The organism is Chlamydia abortus (assembly GCF_002895085.1).
Lineage (GTDB): Bacteria > Chlamydiota > Chlamydiia > Chlamydiales > Chlamydiaceae > Chlamydia > Chlamydia abortus.
Map to the genome: position 1 here is coordinate 18659 of NZ_CP024084.1, position 15222 is coordinate 33880.

Consider the following 15222-nt stretch of genomic DNA (forward strand, 5'->3'; position numbering starts at 1 on the left):
TTTTAATGAATAAAAAAGACGGCCAGGGATCAGTAGCCAGCTCACTTTTTAATTTATTGTCAGGAACCTTTTTTAGTCGTGTCACAGGAATGTTACGCGAAATTGTTATGGCAGCGTATTTTGGAGCAGATCCTTTAGTGGCAGCTTTCTGGTTGGCATTTAGAACAATTTTCTTTTTAAGAAAAATCCTCGGAGGACCCGTTTTAGGGCTAGCTTTTATTCCCCACTTTGAATTTCTAAGAGCACAAGATACAAGCCGTGCCGCATTTTTCTTTAAGAGCTTCTCACGATTTTTCTGTTATAATGCTTGCGCTTTCACATTAATTATAGAAATAGGCTTAGGATTCTGGTTATATCATGCCCAAGGGAATCTAGCTGACGCCTTACTGTTAACTATGATTCTTCTTCCCTCAGGGATCTTCCTAATGATGTATACGGTAAATTCTGCCTTACTGCATTGTGAGAAAAGATTTCTCAGTGTGGGTTTAGCTCCCGCTGTTGTTAATGTGCTGTGGATTCTTACTGTATTCCTCGCAAGACATAGTGATCCCAGACAACGGATTATAGGACTGTCTGTTGTCCTTGTGATCGGGTTTGTTTTAGAGTGGTCTGTTACCCTACCTGGCGTGAATAAGTTTCTAGGAACAGCAACAACCCCACCTAAGGAGCGTGATAGTATAAAAGCTTTGATCGCACCATTGTCTTTAGGATTACTTTCCATGGGTGTGTTTCAGATCAATCTTTTAACCGATATGTGTTTAGCACGCTATATACATGAAGTCGGTCCGTTATACTTAATGTACTCGATACGTATCCAGCAACTGCCCGTACATTTGTTTGGTCTTGGAGTCTTTACTGTTCTCCTGCCTTCTATTTCTCGTTGTGTGCAAGAAGATAATAATGAAGCAGGCTACGAACTGATGAAGTTCGCTTTGAATCTGACTGTATCGGTGATGGTCATCATGACTGTAGGTTTGTTGCTTCTTGCTCTTCCTGGTGTGCGTGTGTTATATGAACACGGTTTGTTCCCAACAAGTGCTGTGCACGCTATTGTTCAAGTGTTGCGTGGGTATAGCGGTAGTATCATTCCTATGGCTCTGATCCCGTTGATCTCTGTACTCTTTTATGCACAGCGTCATTACACCATACCCTTAGTCATAGGGATCTTTGCCGCTATAGCCAACATGGTGCTCAATGTGATTTTTGGTTGTTGGTTGATCAAACATGTTTCAGGTCTAGCCTACGCCACATCTCTTGTTTCCTGGGTGCAGTTATATTTCCTTTGGCAATGTGCATCAAAAAAACATCTCGCCTATTCGGGGTTAATGTGGATTACTTTTAAGCGTTCTATCAAGGTGGTTGGTGTCACGAGTTTAGCCTTCGTAGTTACCCTGGGGACTAATATTCTTACACATACTACTTATGTGGTTTTCCTTGAGCCTTACACACCACTCGCCTGGTCGTTGTCATCTTTTGTAGCGCAAAGTGCCGCTTTTTTCTCTGAAAGTGTCATTTTCTTGGCTTTTTTGTTTGGTTTTGCAAAACTGCTTCGAGTAGAAGATCTTGTAAACTTAACATCTTTTCAATATTGGAAAGGACGCCGAAGCTCTTTGCTTAGCTCTTCCGTTGTGCAAGATAGTCAAAATTAGCGAGTTGTTTCCTCCTTTCTCATGTGCAACTGTTTCGTTAGGGTTGTCCAAGTAACCATTTTTCGATCTTCTTACATTGAATAATTAAATCGACGCTAAGGAAACTATGAAAAAATATATTTATCCGTGGTTGGTGTGCTTGACTCTATCGACAATAGTGTCTCAAGGGTTTGCCAATACACCTTCTAGCATGCAAAGAACGAACAATTCTCCAACATTGATGAGTTTGGAAGATGTGAAGGCATATTTAGATACTCGAGGTTTTGTAGAAACAAGAAAACGAGGAGGAGTCTTAAGATTAGCCGGGGATGTGCGTGCTAAGTGGATCCACGCTAGGGAAGATATAAAAACACCTCCTACGCAACCAGATAAGTATAAGCCCTTGCCAGTAAACCGCTATCGTAGCGAATTTAAGCTGTATGTAGATTATAACGCGGATAAAACATGGCTAACATCAGAAATGAGTTGGGCAGCAATTGCCGGGGGAGAATCTTCAGCTGCCGGTATGGATATAGATAGAGCCTTCTTGGGTTATCGTTTCTATCGAGATCCGCAAACGCATACTAACATCTTTACGGAAGTCGGACGTTCTTCTTTAGGTAGCATTTTCGAATCAGAAGTGCAGTTTAATAGTAATTTTGATGGTGTTCATCTTTATGCAGCACGTCGCTTAAGCGAACGCTTTCCTTATAACGTGATTATTCACGGCGGGCCGTTCGTAGTTAATATGACGAAAAAACATTATGCCTGGGTTGTGGAAGGGATTGTTAATAAACTTCCAGGGAACTTCTCTGTAAAGTGTAGTGTGATAGATTGGAACTCCTTTTCTCCTACAGAAGCCCCAGACCCTGCAAAAACAGCAGCAGGACCTGTCGCTGCAAATCTGAAATATAAGTACTGCGTCTGGCAATGGTTAGTAGGAAAGTACTCTGATTTACCTTGGTTCCATGGAAAGACAAAACCTTTGTATGTGTATGGTGCCTATTTAATCAATACCTTAGCAAAAGCAACTGCAACAACCTTAAATGAAAAGCAAAACAAAGCTTGGTTTGTTGGAGGAACCTTGGGCAGACTAAGAAAAGCTGGAGATTGGTCAGCGACAATACGTTATGAATATGTCGAGGCGTTAGCAGTTCCTGAAATCGATGTATCTGGTATTGGCCGAGGCAACCAGCTGAAGTATTGGTTTGCTCAAGCAATAGCTGGAAATTATGACCCTAAAGAAGCCAATGGATTTACAAATTATAAAGGGGCTTCTTATCTGTTTATGTATGGAATCACAGATTCTTTATCTTTCAGAGCTTATGGGGCTTATTCCAGACCAGCGGATAGCCGCCTGGGGAGTGACTTCACCTATAGGAAATTCGATCTTGGGTTAATTTCCGCATTTTAATCGGATTTTTAATAAAATCTTTAAAAAGGGCTCATATCTAATTAAAAGATGTGAGCTTTTTTTTTATCTTTTATAATAAAGAAAAGATTTTATAAGTTTATTATTATGGTTAATCCTGTTGGTCCTATAGATGAATCTAAAAACATTGCTCCTGCAGACTTATCTACCTTAGGTATGCAGGCTAGCGCCGCCAATCGCAGCGCAGAAGCTGAATCCATAGCCGAAGTCGAAGGTAAAAACGGATCGCCTCGGCCTTCGGTAAATACCTTGGGACGGCTGAGTTTTCTATCTTCAGCAAGAAATGCTTTAATCAACTTTTTTAATAAGATATCTGCTTTGTTCACAGGAAAGTCTGTGCCTAAGGATTTTGAAGAGGCCAAGACTCAGGCATCGAATGCGCAGAATGCTCTGAAAACAGCGAAAACCTTTGATGAGTTTAAGACAGCGCTACAACAACTCCAAGATGCGATCAAATACATGGAACAATTTGCTGAAACTGACGAACAAAAAACGGAGGTAGCAACATTAAAGGCAGCGCTAGCAGAGAAACAGCCTATTATTGATACAATCAATAAGCTCGGGGGGATTCTTGAAGAAAACGAAAAGCTTTTGGAGGCAATAAAAACGACTTCATCTATCGATCAGATTACAGGAGTTGCTGGGCAGGTAGAAGTTAACAAAGCTGCTGCGGCAGCTCTTATTGAAGAGTTGAAGAAATTAGGTGTTACAGCAGACAGCTACCCCGTAATCGGCGATACGGAAACTAAAATTAACACATCCTCAACAGAAATCACTAAAGTAGCAGAAGCTATAAACAGCGCTTATACTGCTGGGAAAAATAGTACTACAGCTGTCGGTCAAGCTCAGGCGAATAATAGTCCCGCGAACATAGAAGCTTCTAAGAACACGATAAAAGAGGCAAAATCTACTATAGACGCTGCTCTTGGTTTAGCTCCAGATTCTCCAATCGTTAAAGCTGCTCAGAAAGAACAACAAAAGGCAGTGAAAGACATCGACAAAATTAAACCTAGTGGGGGTAGTGATGTGCCTATCGGTGGACCTGGAGCTCCGGGTAGTGTGGGAACTTCTCAGAACCGTGGTACTACTGTAGGGGAAGCTAGGATATCGATGTTACTTGCTGATGTGGACAACGAGACAGCCGCGATCATCATGCAAGGTTTTAGAAACATGATTGATAACTTCCATACGCAAAATCCTGATATTACAGCGCCATTGGAAGAAGTTTTAGCTCAGGTCACAGATTTAACAACGCAAGCCAATCCTGCGGATGCAGAAGCTACAACACAATTACAAGAAATACAACAAACTTTACAAGAAGCGCTTCAGGGTATTTCAGGCGAAGAAGGTTTGACGAATGCCCTAGGTGCTATAACAACGGCTGCTTCGATTTCTACAGGAGCTCCTATAGCATCGGCAAATCAGGGCGGTTCAGCTGTAAAGCAGCTTTACAAAACAAGTTCGGCATCTGCGAGCTCTAAATCTTATGTAGATACATTATCAGCCGGTTACGGAGCTTATCAATCTCTAAATGACGTGTATTCACGTAGCAGCGCTGCTAATCGTGAAGTGTTAGATCGTACTTCTACGCCAGCATTAACGCGAACGGTGTCTAGAACAGAAACGCAACCTCGTGATAACGACACTGCTGCACAAAGGTTCGCAAGAACGATAGCTGGCAATAGCCATACTCTTGGGGATGTTTATGCTTCCGTAAACGTATTACAAACATTACTGGGTGTATTACAAAGTAATCCGCAAGCAAATGAAGACGAGATTAAGCAAAAGCTTACATCCGCAATCACGAAAGCTCCACAATCGGGCTATCCTTATGTCCAGCTTTCCAATGATGCGACACAGAAGTTTATTGCAAAACTTGAGGATGAGTTTGCTAGAGGATCTAAAAGACTTGCAGAAGCAAAAGAAGCTGCATTTGAGAAACAGCCTCTGTTTATCCAGCAAGTGCTCGTGAACGTAGCCTCGCTATTCTCCGGATACCTACAGTAAAATACAGTATCTTCTAAGAATAAAGACTGCTTCAAAAGCCTGTTCTGTATGGTGCAGAGCAGGTTTTTTTATGCTTAGATGAGGTCAGTAGAACTCTGATAATTTGATGATGAGAAGATAGGAAGATATAAAATGGAATATGGGAAAAAGAAGGGAACTTCTTCTGAAGTTCCCTACTTCAATAAGTTATCTAATTAGGGTAAATTTCACCTACGAGTTGGGAAAGGATTCGGTTAAACACCTGCATCGATGTCGATACCAACGTCCATTCTTGTTGTACGTTAGTCATCTGATTTTGCAGGTTTAATTGCTGTGTCTGTCCTTGAGTAGTGTAATTTTGTTGGTCAGATTGAATCTGAGTGAATAAAGGTCCTAATCCTCCGGTAGGCGTGCTGTTAGGGAACCCATTGGAAATAAAACCTTCTAAGCTAGCTAGAGTGGGGATCCAATCTTTAGGACCCATGATTTTAAAAACGGTTTTTTTGTACGCATTCTCCTTGTCTTTCTCAGGTGTAATTTTAAGATTGGATAAGAGTGCGTTCAAAACATTCAGTTGATTAAATGTAATGGAGAGAGCGTACATGTAGTTGGAAGTGGCATCAAGCATCTCGGATTGTTGAGATGAAGAAATCCCTGGGAGTTTTTTGATTTTATCCAGTAAAGCGTTCACAAGCGCTTGAGCCCGTCGACAACGATCTGTATCCCGAGCAATGTATTCTTTTTCCCTAGATAAGGCTAAGCAAGTTTCAAAATAGTCTCCGCAAAATAGATTCTCACCTTCTTTACTTTGAATGAGGTAGGAGGAAAGGTTGTAGTACACAGAAGTTGTGGAAAAGTGGTTAGTGATTTTTAAGAGATCATTAATCGCATTTGCAGCAAGGTTATTAAAATTAATTTCTTCGATTAAAGGGTTTAAGAACGCAGATTGCTTGGGCAATTGAGAGTTTAATATGAGATAGATAAAGGCAGAGCCCAAGCTCTCAGAATTTAACCAACTTTCCACAGCTATTTTGCGTTCAGCAGTAAAACTTGCGTCTGCAGGGTTTAAATCAGTGTATTTTTTTTCTAAATCCGCGATTTGCTGTTGGAGTTGTTTAACGTGAGCGTCTGCGGCTGTTTTAAAGTTTTGTAATACTGTAGCTGCTCTGTCTGAGAATCCGTTTGAGCTACTAGTCACAGGTTTTAATTCGTTCTGAACAAAATCATTGAATTGGGGAATTTGATACTTATTGCTAGTTTGAATATAGTTAGTTAATCCATTGTTGGCTATGTTTGCAATGTATGAACTAACTTGAGAGTAAAAAGGGTTATTCTTAATAGCCTCAGCTTTGTTTTGTAAGTTAGATTTGACTCCTACTGAACTAGATTCAGCATTATTTAAAGTGTATTCTGAAATTGTCTGAAAAGCGTCTATCTTTGCGATAAATTTTGCAACATTAGTGTCATTACTTATATTCTCTGCGAGATATTTAGGAACATGATTATTAAAAATTGCTTTTTCGCTGTCTTGGAGATTTCCCTGCATTTGGGATAGACTATTCAACCCTGCGCTAGCTTCCATTGCCGCTGTGACAATCTCAGAGGTGTATTCTTTGGCTCCAGTAATAGTTTTCGACCCATTTACCCAGGATGTAAAGCAGCTCGACGCTTGTTGGAATGTCGCTAGTTGATTTTCTAGAGTCTGTTTTTCATTTTCTATATCAGAACGCACGGAATGCAGATTTTGTACAGCAGACTGGTATGCGGCTGTAATGCCCTCACGGTATATTGCAGCATCCCTAGGTTTTAAATAGGTATCGAGAGTTGTTTTACTCGGAAGTTGCGATGCTGTATAAATAAGTTTTAACTCTTCATCTGTTAATGATTCTTTAGAGAGATAACCACTGAGAACCAGTTGGGTTTTTATCACTTCTTCTTCACTACCAAGAGCAGGCTCCTTATTCACAGCGTCTGTGAGGCCGTTAAAAATCGTATGTAGCATGAGCATCCCATTCACATTGTGAATGTTGTCTTTAGTCGGTTGTGGGATGGGTATTTCAAGAGCTTTGATATCACTCATCATCTTGGAGGTTGCTCCACCAATGGTAGAGCGGTACGTCATGTACTGCTTTTCAACATGAGCATCAAAAAAGTCAGATGTAAATTTATTCTCGTAGTCTTTAAGAGCTTTCTCAATTTCTTCTTCAGTTGCTCCTGCAGATGTGAGTTTTTCTGATAGGGCGTCTTTTCCTTTCTGAATTTCAGTAGCTTGTTCTTTTTGGATTTGTTTCAGGATTTCGTTCTTTTGAGGCTCATAGCAATTATTAAATACTTTTTGTTGCTCTTCCGAACTTAACGAAGGTTTGCCTTTTAGAGGTGTGATTAATGCGATAGCGAGAACAATAGAAGATATCTGCGCTAAATTGACTTCGGAAGTAGAATCTATGAAAGTCTGTAAGCCATCAAGAATGAGCGGGACAAGAGCTACAGCTGTTGCACTTTGAATCCCGGCAATAGCTTCTGCAGTGCTTTGAGCTGAACCTAGGGGCTTTACTGAACGAGATGTAGGCCTTATAGGAGGAGATGGGAATATCGTGTTGTTAGGATTTAACAACATAGACGCTTGGACATTTCCTGCTTCTATAATCGATGCTAAACGTTTTAATGCGTACAATCCAGAATTCAATGTTTCTATGTCTATAGCTGGCTGAGCTTTGGGATTAAAATTAGAAAATTTATGGTCTAATTTAATATTAAATAAACCGTCACCCGAAACTGTTTTAGGTCTGTTTTGTATATAAAAAGAAGACATAGAAATTATTTTTTATAATTTTTATTTTATTTTCTTATTTTAAAAACTTTTTTTCTATTAAATTTTTTATTTTTCTTATAGTCCTGTTATTTTTGTTTTTAAGAAAAACGATTTATTTTTGATTAATTATAAAAATAGTTTTCATGTTAATTTTATTAAAAATAAAAGTTAACAAGACTGTTTTCCGTATGGATATCATCAATAGTTACTCTGTTTCAGCAAATTATAAAAAATTACCGATACTACCTTGCTCAGATTCAATACAAAAACGCCACCAGTTATTAGAAAGTGTTTTTCATTACGAAAAGACTGAGTTTGAACGTTATGTAGTGCAGAGATTGATCTGTATTTTAGATCAAAAAGCTGATGAAAAGTACCGGCAGTTAATAGATAAACTGCATAAGTTTGAAATAGAAGACCGGGTGATCCCTAAGGAAAATCGAGTTTCAGCTGTTCATCGTAAGCCTTTATCAGATTTACACGCCCCGATTGCCGTTGTAGCTACGACTTCTGCTGTAGGTAGTAGTGACAGCTTACCTACAGAAGACCCTTTCTATAATGCGACTAAACAACAGTGGGCCCACAACTTATTAGGAGAAATCAAAAATGTAGTGGATAAGATCGTGGGAGCCGTAGTGAGACTGGCTGGTAAGCCAACCTTACTTCCAAGAGATGGGAGTGTGCGCTCTTCAATCGAAAAGGTGGAAAAAGAACCAGAGAAACCCTCACAAGAGGAGTTAGATAAAGCAGCGCTTTTGAAAATCCAAACAGAGGTTCAACGTTTATTTGATCTTGGTACGAATTTAACAAACGCAGATTTTGAATCTCTATACCGCTTGTCGAAGCAGATTTTCGATACGGTTCAAACATCCACTCTTTTTATGGGTGGCCAGAAAACAGATTTTATCAATGAGCTCTCAGCAGAATATGGCAATGCAGATCAATTAGCTCAAGTTTTTGCGGATGGTCGTATTGAGGGATTAAAAGATGTTCTCAATGTAGTTAAAAGGAAGTTAACAGAAGAAGAATACAGCATTTTCTCAGAAGTAGAAAAAGCATTAGCGAGTTTGCAAACCTCAGTACACACCTACGACCAAGAAAAATTTGATCTTATCGATCAAATCGGAGACGAATTAGCAGATACAATTAATGCATCTGCCTTATCGAGAAATGATAAAATCGATTTATGTGCACAGATCTCCTATTTATATAAAGATCAAGTATCTGCTGTAGATTCTTTTAATGTTGTTGTTGATGCAACTATTTTCGTCAACAGTCACCAAGAGGCTATTTTCGATCAGATATCTAATTTAGTATCCTCCTTGATGGGGGTATTTGCTCCTATCAACTTAGGACAAGTGACTACGGAGATCAGTAGTGCGGCCATAGCCGGAGCATTACAAGCTGTCCGTGCAATCAATTCTAGGTTCAATGATCTAACAGATGCACAACAAAAATTAGTCAATGATGCTTTTAAAACACTAACAACGTTCAAAGCTCCTAGTTATATAGGGGCGATATGGGCCTATTTTGTTGCTTCGACTGTATTAGCTACTAATACAACAGCTTCAATGGAGAATATTGGTGCTGTCATAAGAGAAGCGGCAAAAGAGATGGGGAGCTCAAAACTTGATATAGCCTCCTCTATTAAGACTACAATGGAGAACATTGTATCAGCAAATGGGCAGTTTAAACCGGGGAATACTGATAACGGGCAAGAAGAAACTTATACAATTTATTCACAACAAAACGGCTCTGGAGTAAAAATCAATGCCCAGCTTTTAAATCGTGGAAACGTAGGATTTTTACCTAAAATAACGGTTGCAGCCAACGCGCATGCAGAAAGTACAGCTAGAGCTTATTTCGCATTTAAAGGACTAGCTGGAGTACAAATAGCACAACTCCAATCTAAGATAGATGAATCCCGAGGGCAACTTAAGGATTATCAAGCTTTAAAGGCAGAGCTCTATAAGGATCAATTATATGCACAATCTAATGAGCTGCAAGCGATGGCATTACCTTCAGCTGTGGCTTCGGTATTAATCGATCGTTATATGCCTAAGGAAGTGGGTTTTTTAAATGGTATTTACGATCAGCTGTACTATAGCAACCTCGGATCGTCAGTTGGAAATGCAATGATAGACGTTATTTCCGAGTATGTGAACGCGGCTACATATTTCAATTTTGCCAGTTATGTGGGTCAGCAACCTGCTGTAGGACAGAAAGGTAAAGATGTATTTCCTGGAACTGCGGATAGCGCGAGAAATAAATTAGAAACAGAACGAAAAAAAGCAGCTGCCTATCTTAAAAGTACGCAAGATGCAAAAATAGTATTGGAAGAGCAGGTAAAAAGAGTCACTGAAGATTCCAAAATTTCGAATGAGCAACGTACACGCATCATCGATTCTTTAAATAACTACAGAGATAATTTGAATGTGATATCAGGATCTTTAGTCTTGTTACAAAACTATTTAGCTCCTTTAGGTGTGAGTGAAGGTGAAGTTGCTGGAACGTTTCAAGTTACCGGTGGAGAAGAACAATGGCAGGCACGACTGGAGATTTTAGAAGATGCGTTAGTATCTGGGTTATCAGGTAATGCTATCAGTGGGGGGATGTTCCCATTACAAGCTACTATACAATCAGATCAGCAGTCTTATGCCGACATGGGACAGAACTACCAGCTAGAGTTACAAATGCACCTAACGTCTATGCAGCAAGAATGGACCGTTGTCGCGACATCTTTACAGGTGTTAAATCAGATGTATCTGAGTTTGGCAAGAAGTTTGATGGGCAATTTATAAGATTTTTCTTATAGGCAACCAGGGTTTGGCATGATTTTCGCTCCTTATTTTCTTGTGAAAGGAAGAAATAGAAGGGAGGGAGTTATGACCACGCCACAGATGCAACAAGAATTAGCTCGTTTAGAATTCATTAATGATCAGCTGCGTACAGAGCTAGAGTATGTCAACACGCTGTTGTGTGATATAGGATTCCCTGAAGGATTAACTACGATCAAAGCGATAGCGAAAGAAGTGCTTACAGACGAGGATTTGTTAGACTAATAAGAGAATGAATCTCCAAGGTAGTGCTGCTTTACCATAGGGTTGGCTATCATTTGTGAGGAAGAACCTTCGAAGAAGATCTTTCCATCAATAATGAGATAGCACCGATCAGCTATGGAAAGTAATTCTTTGGCATTATGGTCTGTAATAAGAATACCAATACCTCGACTGGAAAGAATTTTGATTAGGTATTTTACATTTTGAATGACGAGAGGATCAACGTTTGCAAATGGCTCGTCAAGTAAAAGAACACTAGGATTTAAAGCTAATACGCAGGCGATTTCTAATCTCCGTCGTTCTCCCCCAGAGAGTGTTCCGGCTTTTTTGTTGATGCAAGAGGCCAGTTGTAAATCATCTATCAATGTATCTAGAAGATGGGATTGTTGTTTTCTTGCTTTATAGATAATCTCTAGAATGCAAATTAAGTTTTCTTTTACTGTCAGATCCTTAAATACCGTGGGCTCTTGAGCTAGATAACCAATTCCCAATCTTGCTCGATAGTCCATAGTTCTTTTAGTCACATCCGTATTTTTGAATATGATTTTCCCGGAATCGGGACGGATTAAACCTACAGTAAGGTAAAATGCAGTTGTTTTCCCTGCGCCATTAGGACCTAGTAGACCAACCACTTCCCCAGCATTGACTTCAAAAGAGACGTCGTTAGTCACAGGCTTCTTGTTATACTTTTTTACTAAATTACATACGGAAAGTATCGGCATAAAAAACTCATTTTCTCAATAAAGACAGCGACAAAGTTTTCATGCCTCCTACAGCGCGCTCTTCAGGAGCATGGGGATCAGGGTGGATAGGATCTACATGAAAGCGACAATCATAAATATTTAAAGAGCAGTCTTGGTAATTTAACAGACCGCCGTTGCCCTGAAACGTCATCAGTTTGTCTAAGTCTTGGGTATGGATATGCCCAGAAAGTTTAGACAGAGCCTCTTGACAAGCATAATTTGCATCAGAGAAATGCAGTTCCATACAAGATTTATCCACATGGCAGTTGAAAAACTGCCGTTCAGGAGAAGTGATCTGTTTGTGTACCCCAAGTTTTTTTATTTTTAGAAAAGGAGGAGCTTTTTCAAAATGCTTGTTCATGCAAGAAACATCGCAAATGCTATCTACTTTGATTATAGCCACTATTGTTGTACAGGCAATCCCAAGTATTGCTAATGAGCAGAACAAGCCGTAGAACAAAAATTTGGTCATACTGAGGCCATCTCAAACGAACGTACACATTGATACAGCTGATTCCATACCGGAAGGAGAACTTCAAAAGCTTTTAAAGATAACATAGAAGCGGCATCACTTTTTGCTATCGCAGGATTCGTATGCGTTTCTATGAATAAACCATGAGCTCCTGCAGCTAGAGCAGCTCGTGTTAATGTGGGTATAAACTCTGTCTGCCCACCGCTATGGGTTTTTAACCCCCCAGGAAGCTGTACAGAATGTGTCCCATCGAAAACTACGGGGAAACCCATCTTCGAGAGAACAGCAATCGCACGCATATCTGAAACCAGATTGTTGTAACCAAAAGAGCAGCCGCGCTCAGTTAAAATAATCTTGGAATTTCCGGTAGAGAGGACTTTGTCTACAGGGCCTTGCATATCCCAGGGAGAGAGAAATTGCCCTTTTTTAATGTTAATAACTGCTTGGGTTTCAGCAGCAGCAACGAGAAGATCTGTTTGACGGCATAGAAATGCAGGGATTTGAAGAATATCACACACCTCTGCTGCGGCACGCGCTTCCTCTGGCGAGTGCACATCCGTGAGGATTTCTACACCAAAAGTTTGTTTAACTTTGGATAGGATTCTCAACCCCTCTTTTAACCCAGGGCCACGGTAAGAATGTATAGAAGAACGATTGGCTTTGTCGTAGCTACTTTTGAAAATCCAGTGGATGTGATCGGCATAGGGAGCAACTATCTCTTGGATTTTTGCGGCGATTTCTAACGTAGTTTCTTCTTCCTCTATAACACAAGGTCCCGCAATGAGGATCATCTTATCTGAGAACATCGTACGCCCTCTTTTTCTTTCATTAAAAAGCCACTATAGAGGTTTATTTTAAACAAGTCTACTCACGATTTTAAGGAGAGAACGCCCTTCGAGGAACACAAGGGAGTAGGAGAGCCGAGTCTTAAATTGACTTTTTTAGATAGAGATTTATACTATAGCTTGCATTATCCCCTTACTTAGGCCAAGGTCAATGTCTTTGGTCAAGAGTTCACATTTCTTAATAGATCTGGACCGATAGCTCAGTGGATAGAGCATTCGCCTTCTAAGCGAATGGTCGCAGGTTCAAATCCTGCTCGGTCCGAATTCCTTAAAGTTGAAAGCTATCAAATACAAGAAACGTCTCCCTTCTTTTTGCCTGCGGAGTTTCCGCAGGCGGAAACAGGACACATCCGGAAAGTACAAAATATTATAGAAAGTCTATCTAAAGGAGGAAGAGTCTATAACCTATTTATCTTCCATAATTTCTAAGCTAACTTTTACATTATTTCTACTAGCTACAGAGACCAGGAGAGTACGAATCGCTTTGATGGTGCGGCCCTCTTTTCCAATAATTTTGCCAATATCAGGTTTCGCAACAGTTAATTCGTAAATAATGGTGTGAGTGCCTTGAACTTCTTTAATGTGTACTTCCTCAGGGCGATCCACAAGGTTTTTGATAATGTAACTTAAAAAGTCTTTCATAAAGTAATCCTATAACTAAATTCGCGTTATCTGTGGGAGAACGGTAAAAAATCGAACTCGAAATTAATTTAATTTTAATTGGTCTGTTAAAATAATCAAACTTAATTAATGATCAAATTTATTTTATGATTGATTCAAATAATTGTTTGTTAATAACAGTTTTACTATTATAAAATTCTTTTATTATCAAGATCTTCATATCCCGGGGTAATTCTGTTGTTAAGTTTAGGTGTTTATGCGTCTGAGGGTGGATAAAATTCACGCTATAGGCGTGTAATTGTTGTTTGTCAAGACCATAACATGAGTTGGCAGAAGCTGATCCATACACCGGATCACCTAAAATTGGAGTGGATAGATGTTTCATATGCACTCTAAGTTGATGAGTTCGTCCTGTTTCTGGATGCAGGAGTACTAAACTGAATTTCCCATTGTAAGCGAGTACCTCGCAACGAGTAATAGCTTCTTTCCCTGTTGAGGAAACAGCCATTTCTTTGCGTTTCGTGTGATGTCTAGCTAATTTTGTATGGATTACAGAAGCTGATGGTTTCCCGACACAAATCGCTAAATAACTCTTTTTCAACTGTTTTGTCGCAAATAATTCACTGTAAATCATTTTTGCTTGGCGGGTTTTTGCCGTGATGAGTAATCCTGAAGTATCTTTGTCTAATCTGTGGATGATACCCGGTCTCCATGGCTCTTCAGGGAACTCTTGTTTGAGACGCTCTCCGATTTCATGAAGTAGAGCATGAACCACTGTACCTCGAGTGTGCCCAGGCGCAGGATGTACGACCATATCCCTAGGTTTATTTATAACGAGAATCATCTCATCTTCGTAGATTTTCTCTAGAGGGATAGCTTCGGGTAACAGTTCTGAAGGCTCTTCTTTTTCTTCAATAGTAATAGAGACGGTATCCCCAGGAACCAATTGTGTGGAAACTTTTGTCTGTATTTGCTCATTAATTGTCACCCGTTGATCTACAATGTGCTGTTGATAAAAAGCTCGAGAATATTTTGGGTTTTGCGAAACTAAAAACTTATCTAACCGATCTCGATTAGTTTCATTAACAATAAAAAAAAGAGGAGTATTTGATTGCATTGCAATGAACGGTTTTTATTAAAACATTTTAAAATAAAGAAGCTTATGGTTCTAGGGAAAAGCGAAAATAGATCTTTGTAAAATACATCTTAAAAAAATACTAATTTTATTCGGCTGTGATTGTTTTCAAGTATTTGTGTATCGAGATGGATCGCGAAATAAGAAGAATGCTGTTCAATGACTTTTTAATTTAAAATTTTAGTTGGTGAGAACTGGGAGCTCAATTTGTGTGAATTGCCGACAGGCTAGGAAAAGAAGAGAATCAACCGATGAACGTAAGAATGTATGGGTAAGAAGACTAGATACGTGATTCACAGCTTTCTGCCATTGTTCAAGAGTACAGGGGAAAGAAGAGATTTCTTTAGCAAGATAGGCAGTAGCATCGTAAGAAATGAGAGAAAGATAAAGATCCTGGTTTAAAAATGGAGCCCAACGTTTCGCAGAATTTAGAAAATATGCGAGGTCTTTTTCGCTTAAGGGTAGGGCTAGAAAGTAGGAGATTCCCAT

The 15222-nt window shown here is 39.6% G+C and carries 12 protein-coding genes and 1 tRNA gene; 6 read left to right on the forward strand and 7 right to left on the reverse strand.

What is annotated here, in order from left to right; genetic code table 11:
- Positions 1–5: 5 nt before the first annotated feature.
- The 3 genes from CHAB577_RS00070 to CHAB577_RS00080 all read left to right on the forward strand — a co-directional run bounded on the left by CHAB577_RS00070 (position 6) and on the right by CHAB577_RS00080 (position 5067).
- Entirely contained in the window at positions 6–1649 is a 1644-nt protein-coding gene (locus tag CHAB577_RS00070) for a lipid II flippase MurJ (RefSeq protein WP_011096766.1), read from the forward strand.
- 106 nt (positions 1650–1755) lie between these two features.
- Complete coding sequence (locus CHAB577_RS00075) at positions 1756–3042, forward strand: hypothetical protein (RefSeq protein WP_011096767.1); 1287 nt, start codon at positions 1756–1758, stop codon at positions 3040–3042.
- 105 nt (positions 3043–3147) lie between these two features.
- Positions 3148–5067 carry a hypothetical protein gene (locus tag CHAB577_RS00080; RefSeq protein WP_011096768.1) on the forward strand — a complete coding sequence of 640 codons (1920 nt, stop codon included), beginning with the start codon at positions 3148–3150 and terminating at the stop codon, positions 5065–5067.
- Positions 5068–5257: 190 nt separating this feature from the next.
- Here CHAB577_RS00080 and CHAB577_RS00085 read toward each other — a convergent pair whose 3' ends face one another.
- Positions 5258–7858 carry a CT620/CT621 family type III secretion system effector gene (locus CHAB577_RS00085; protein WP_011096769.1) on the reverse strand — a complete coding sequence of 867 codons (2601 nt, stop codon included), beginning with the start codon at positions 7856–7858 and terminating at the stop codon, positions 5258–5260.
- A gap of 188 nt (positions 7859–8046) precedes the next feature.
- Between CHAB577_RS00085 and CHAB577_RS00095 the strand changes: the two genes are divergently transcribed.
- Together CHAB577_RS00095 and CHAB577_RS00100 are read left to right on the forward strand one after the other, a co-directional pair.
- Positions 8047–10659, forward strand: a complete 2613-nt coding sequence (locus CHAB577_RS00095) for a CT620/CT621 family type III secretion system effector (RefSeq protein ID WP_173024167.1) — start codon at positions 8047–8049, stop codon at positions 10657–10659.
- Between the two features lie 84 nt (positions 10660–10743).
- Positions 10744–10920 (forward strand): hypothetical protein, encoded by a 177-nt coding sequence (locus tag CHAB577_RS00100; RefSeq protein ID WP_086379999.1) that lies wholly within the window; start codon positions 10744–10746, stop codon positions 10918–10920.
- Here the strand turns inward: CHAB577_RS00100 and lptB are convergent.
- The 3 genes from lptB to kdsA are packed head-to-tail and all read right to left on the reverse strand — an operon-like array spanning position 10917 to position 12938.
- Positions 10917–11639, reverse strand: a complete 723-nt coding sequence (gene lptB, locus CHAB577_RS00105) for an LPS export ABC transporter ATP-binding protein (RefSeq protein WP_006342694.1) — start codon at positions 11637–11639, stop codon at positions 10917–10919. The two genes, CHAB577_RS00100 and lptB, sit on opposite strands and share 4 nt — an antisense overlap.
- Before the next feature lie 7 nt (positions 11640–11646).
- Positions 11647–12132 carry a DUF1137 domain-containing protein gene (locus CHAB577_RS00110; RefSeq protein ID WP_011096771.1) on the reverse strand — a complete coding sequence of 162 codons (486 nt, stop codon included), beginning with the start codon at positions 12130–12132 and terminating at the stop codon, positions 11647–11649.
- Positions 12129–12938, reverse strand: a complete 810-nt coding sequence (gene kdsA, locus CHAB577_RS00115; protein ID WP_006343699.1) for a 3-deoxy-8-phosphooctulonate synthase — start codon at positions 12936–12938, stop codon at positions 12129–12131. The genes CHAB577_RS00110 and kdsA overlap by 4 nt, the downstream gene beginning before the upstream one ends.
- A 228-nt stretch (positions 12939–13166) precedes the next feature.
- Here kdsA and CHAB577_RS00120 point away from each other — a divergent pair.
- Positions 13167–13239, forward strand: a tRNA-Arg gene (locus tag CHAB577_RS00120).
- Positions 13240–13382: 143 nt separating this feature from the next.
- Here the strand turns inward: CHAB577_RS00120 and CHAB577_RS00130 are convergent.
- From CHAB577_RS00130 to CHAB577_RS00140, 3 genes are all read right to left on the reverse strand, one after another.
- Entirely contained in the window at positions 13383–13619 is a 237-nt protein-coding gene (locus CHAB577_RS00130) for a KH domain-containing protein (RefSeq protein ID WP_006342697.1), read from the reverse strand.
- A 118-nt stretch (positions 13620–13737) separates the two neighbouring features.
- On the reverse strand, positions 13738–14715 hold the full coding sequence (locus CHAB577_RS00135) for an RluA family pseudouridine synthase (protein ID WP_011096772.1): 978 nt from the start codon (positions 14713–14715) through the stop codon (positions 13738–13740).
- 198 nt (positions 14716–14913) lie between these two features.
- Positions 14914–15222 (reverse strand): hypothetical protein, encoded by a 309-nt coding sequence (locus CHAB577_RS00140; protein WP_006343701.1) that lies wholly within the window; start codon positions 15220–15222, stop codon positions 14914–14916.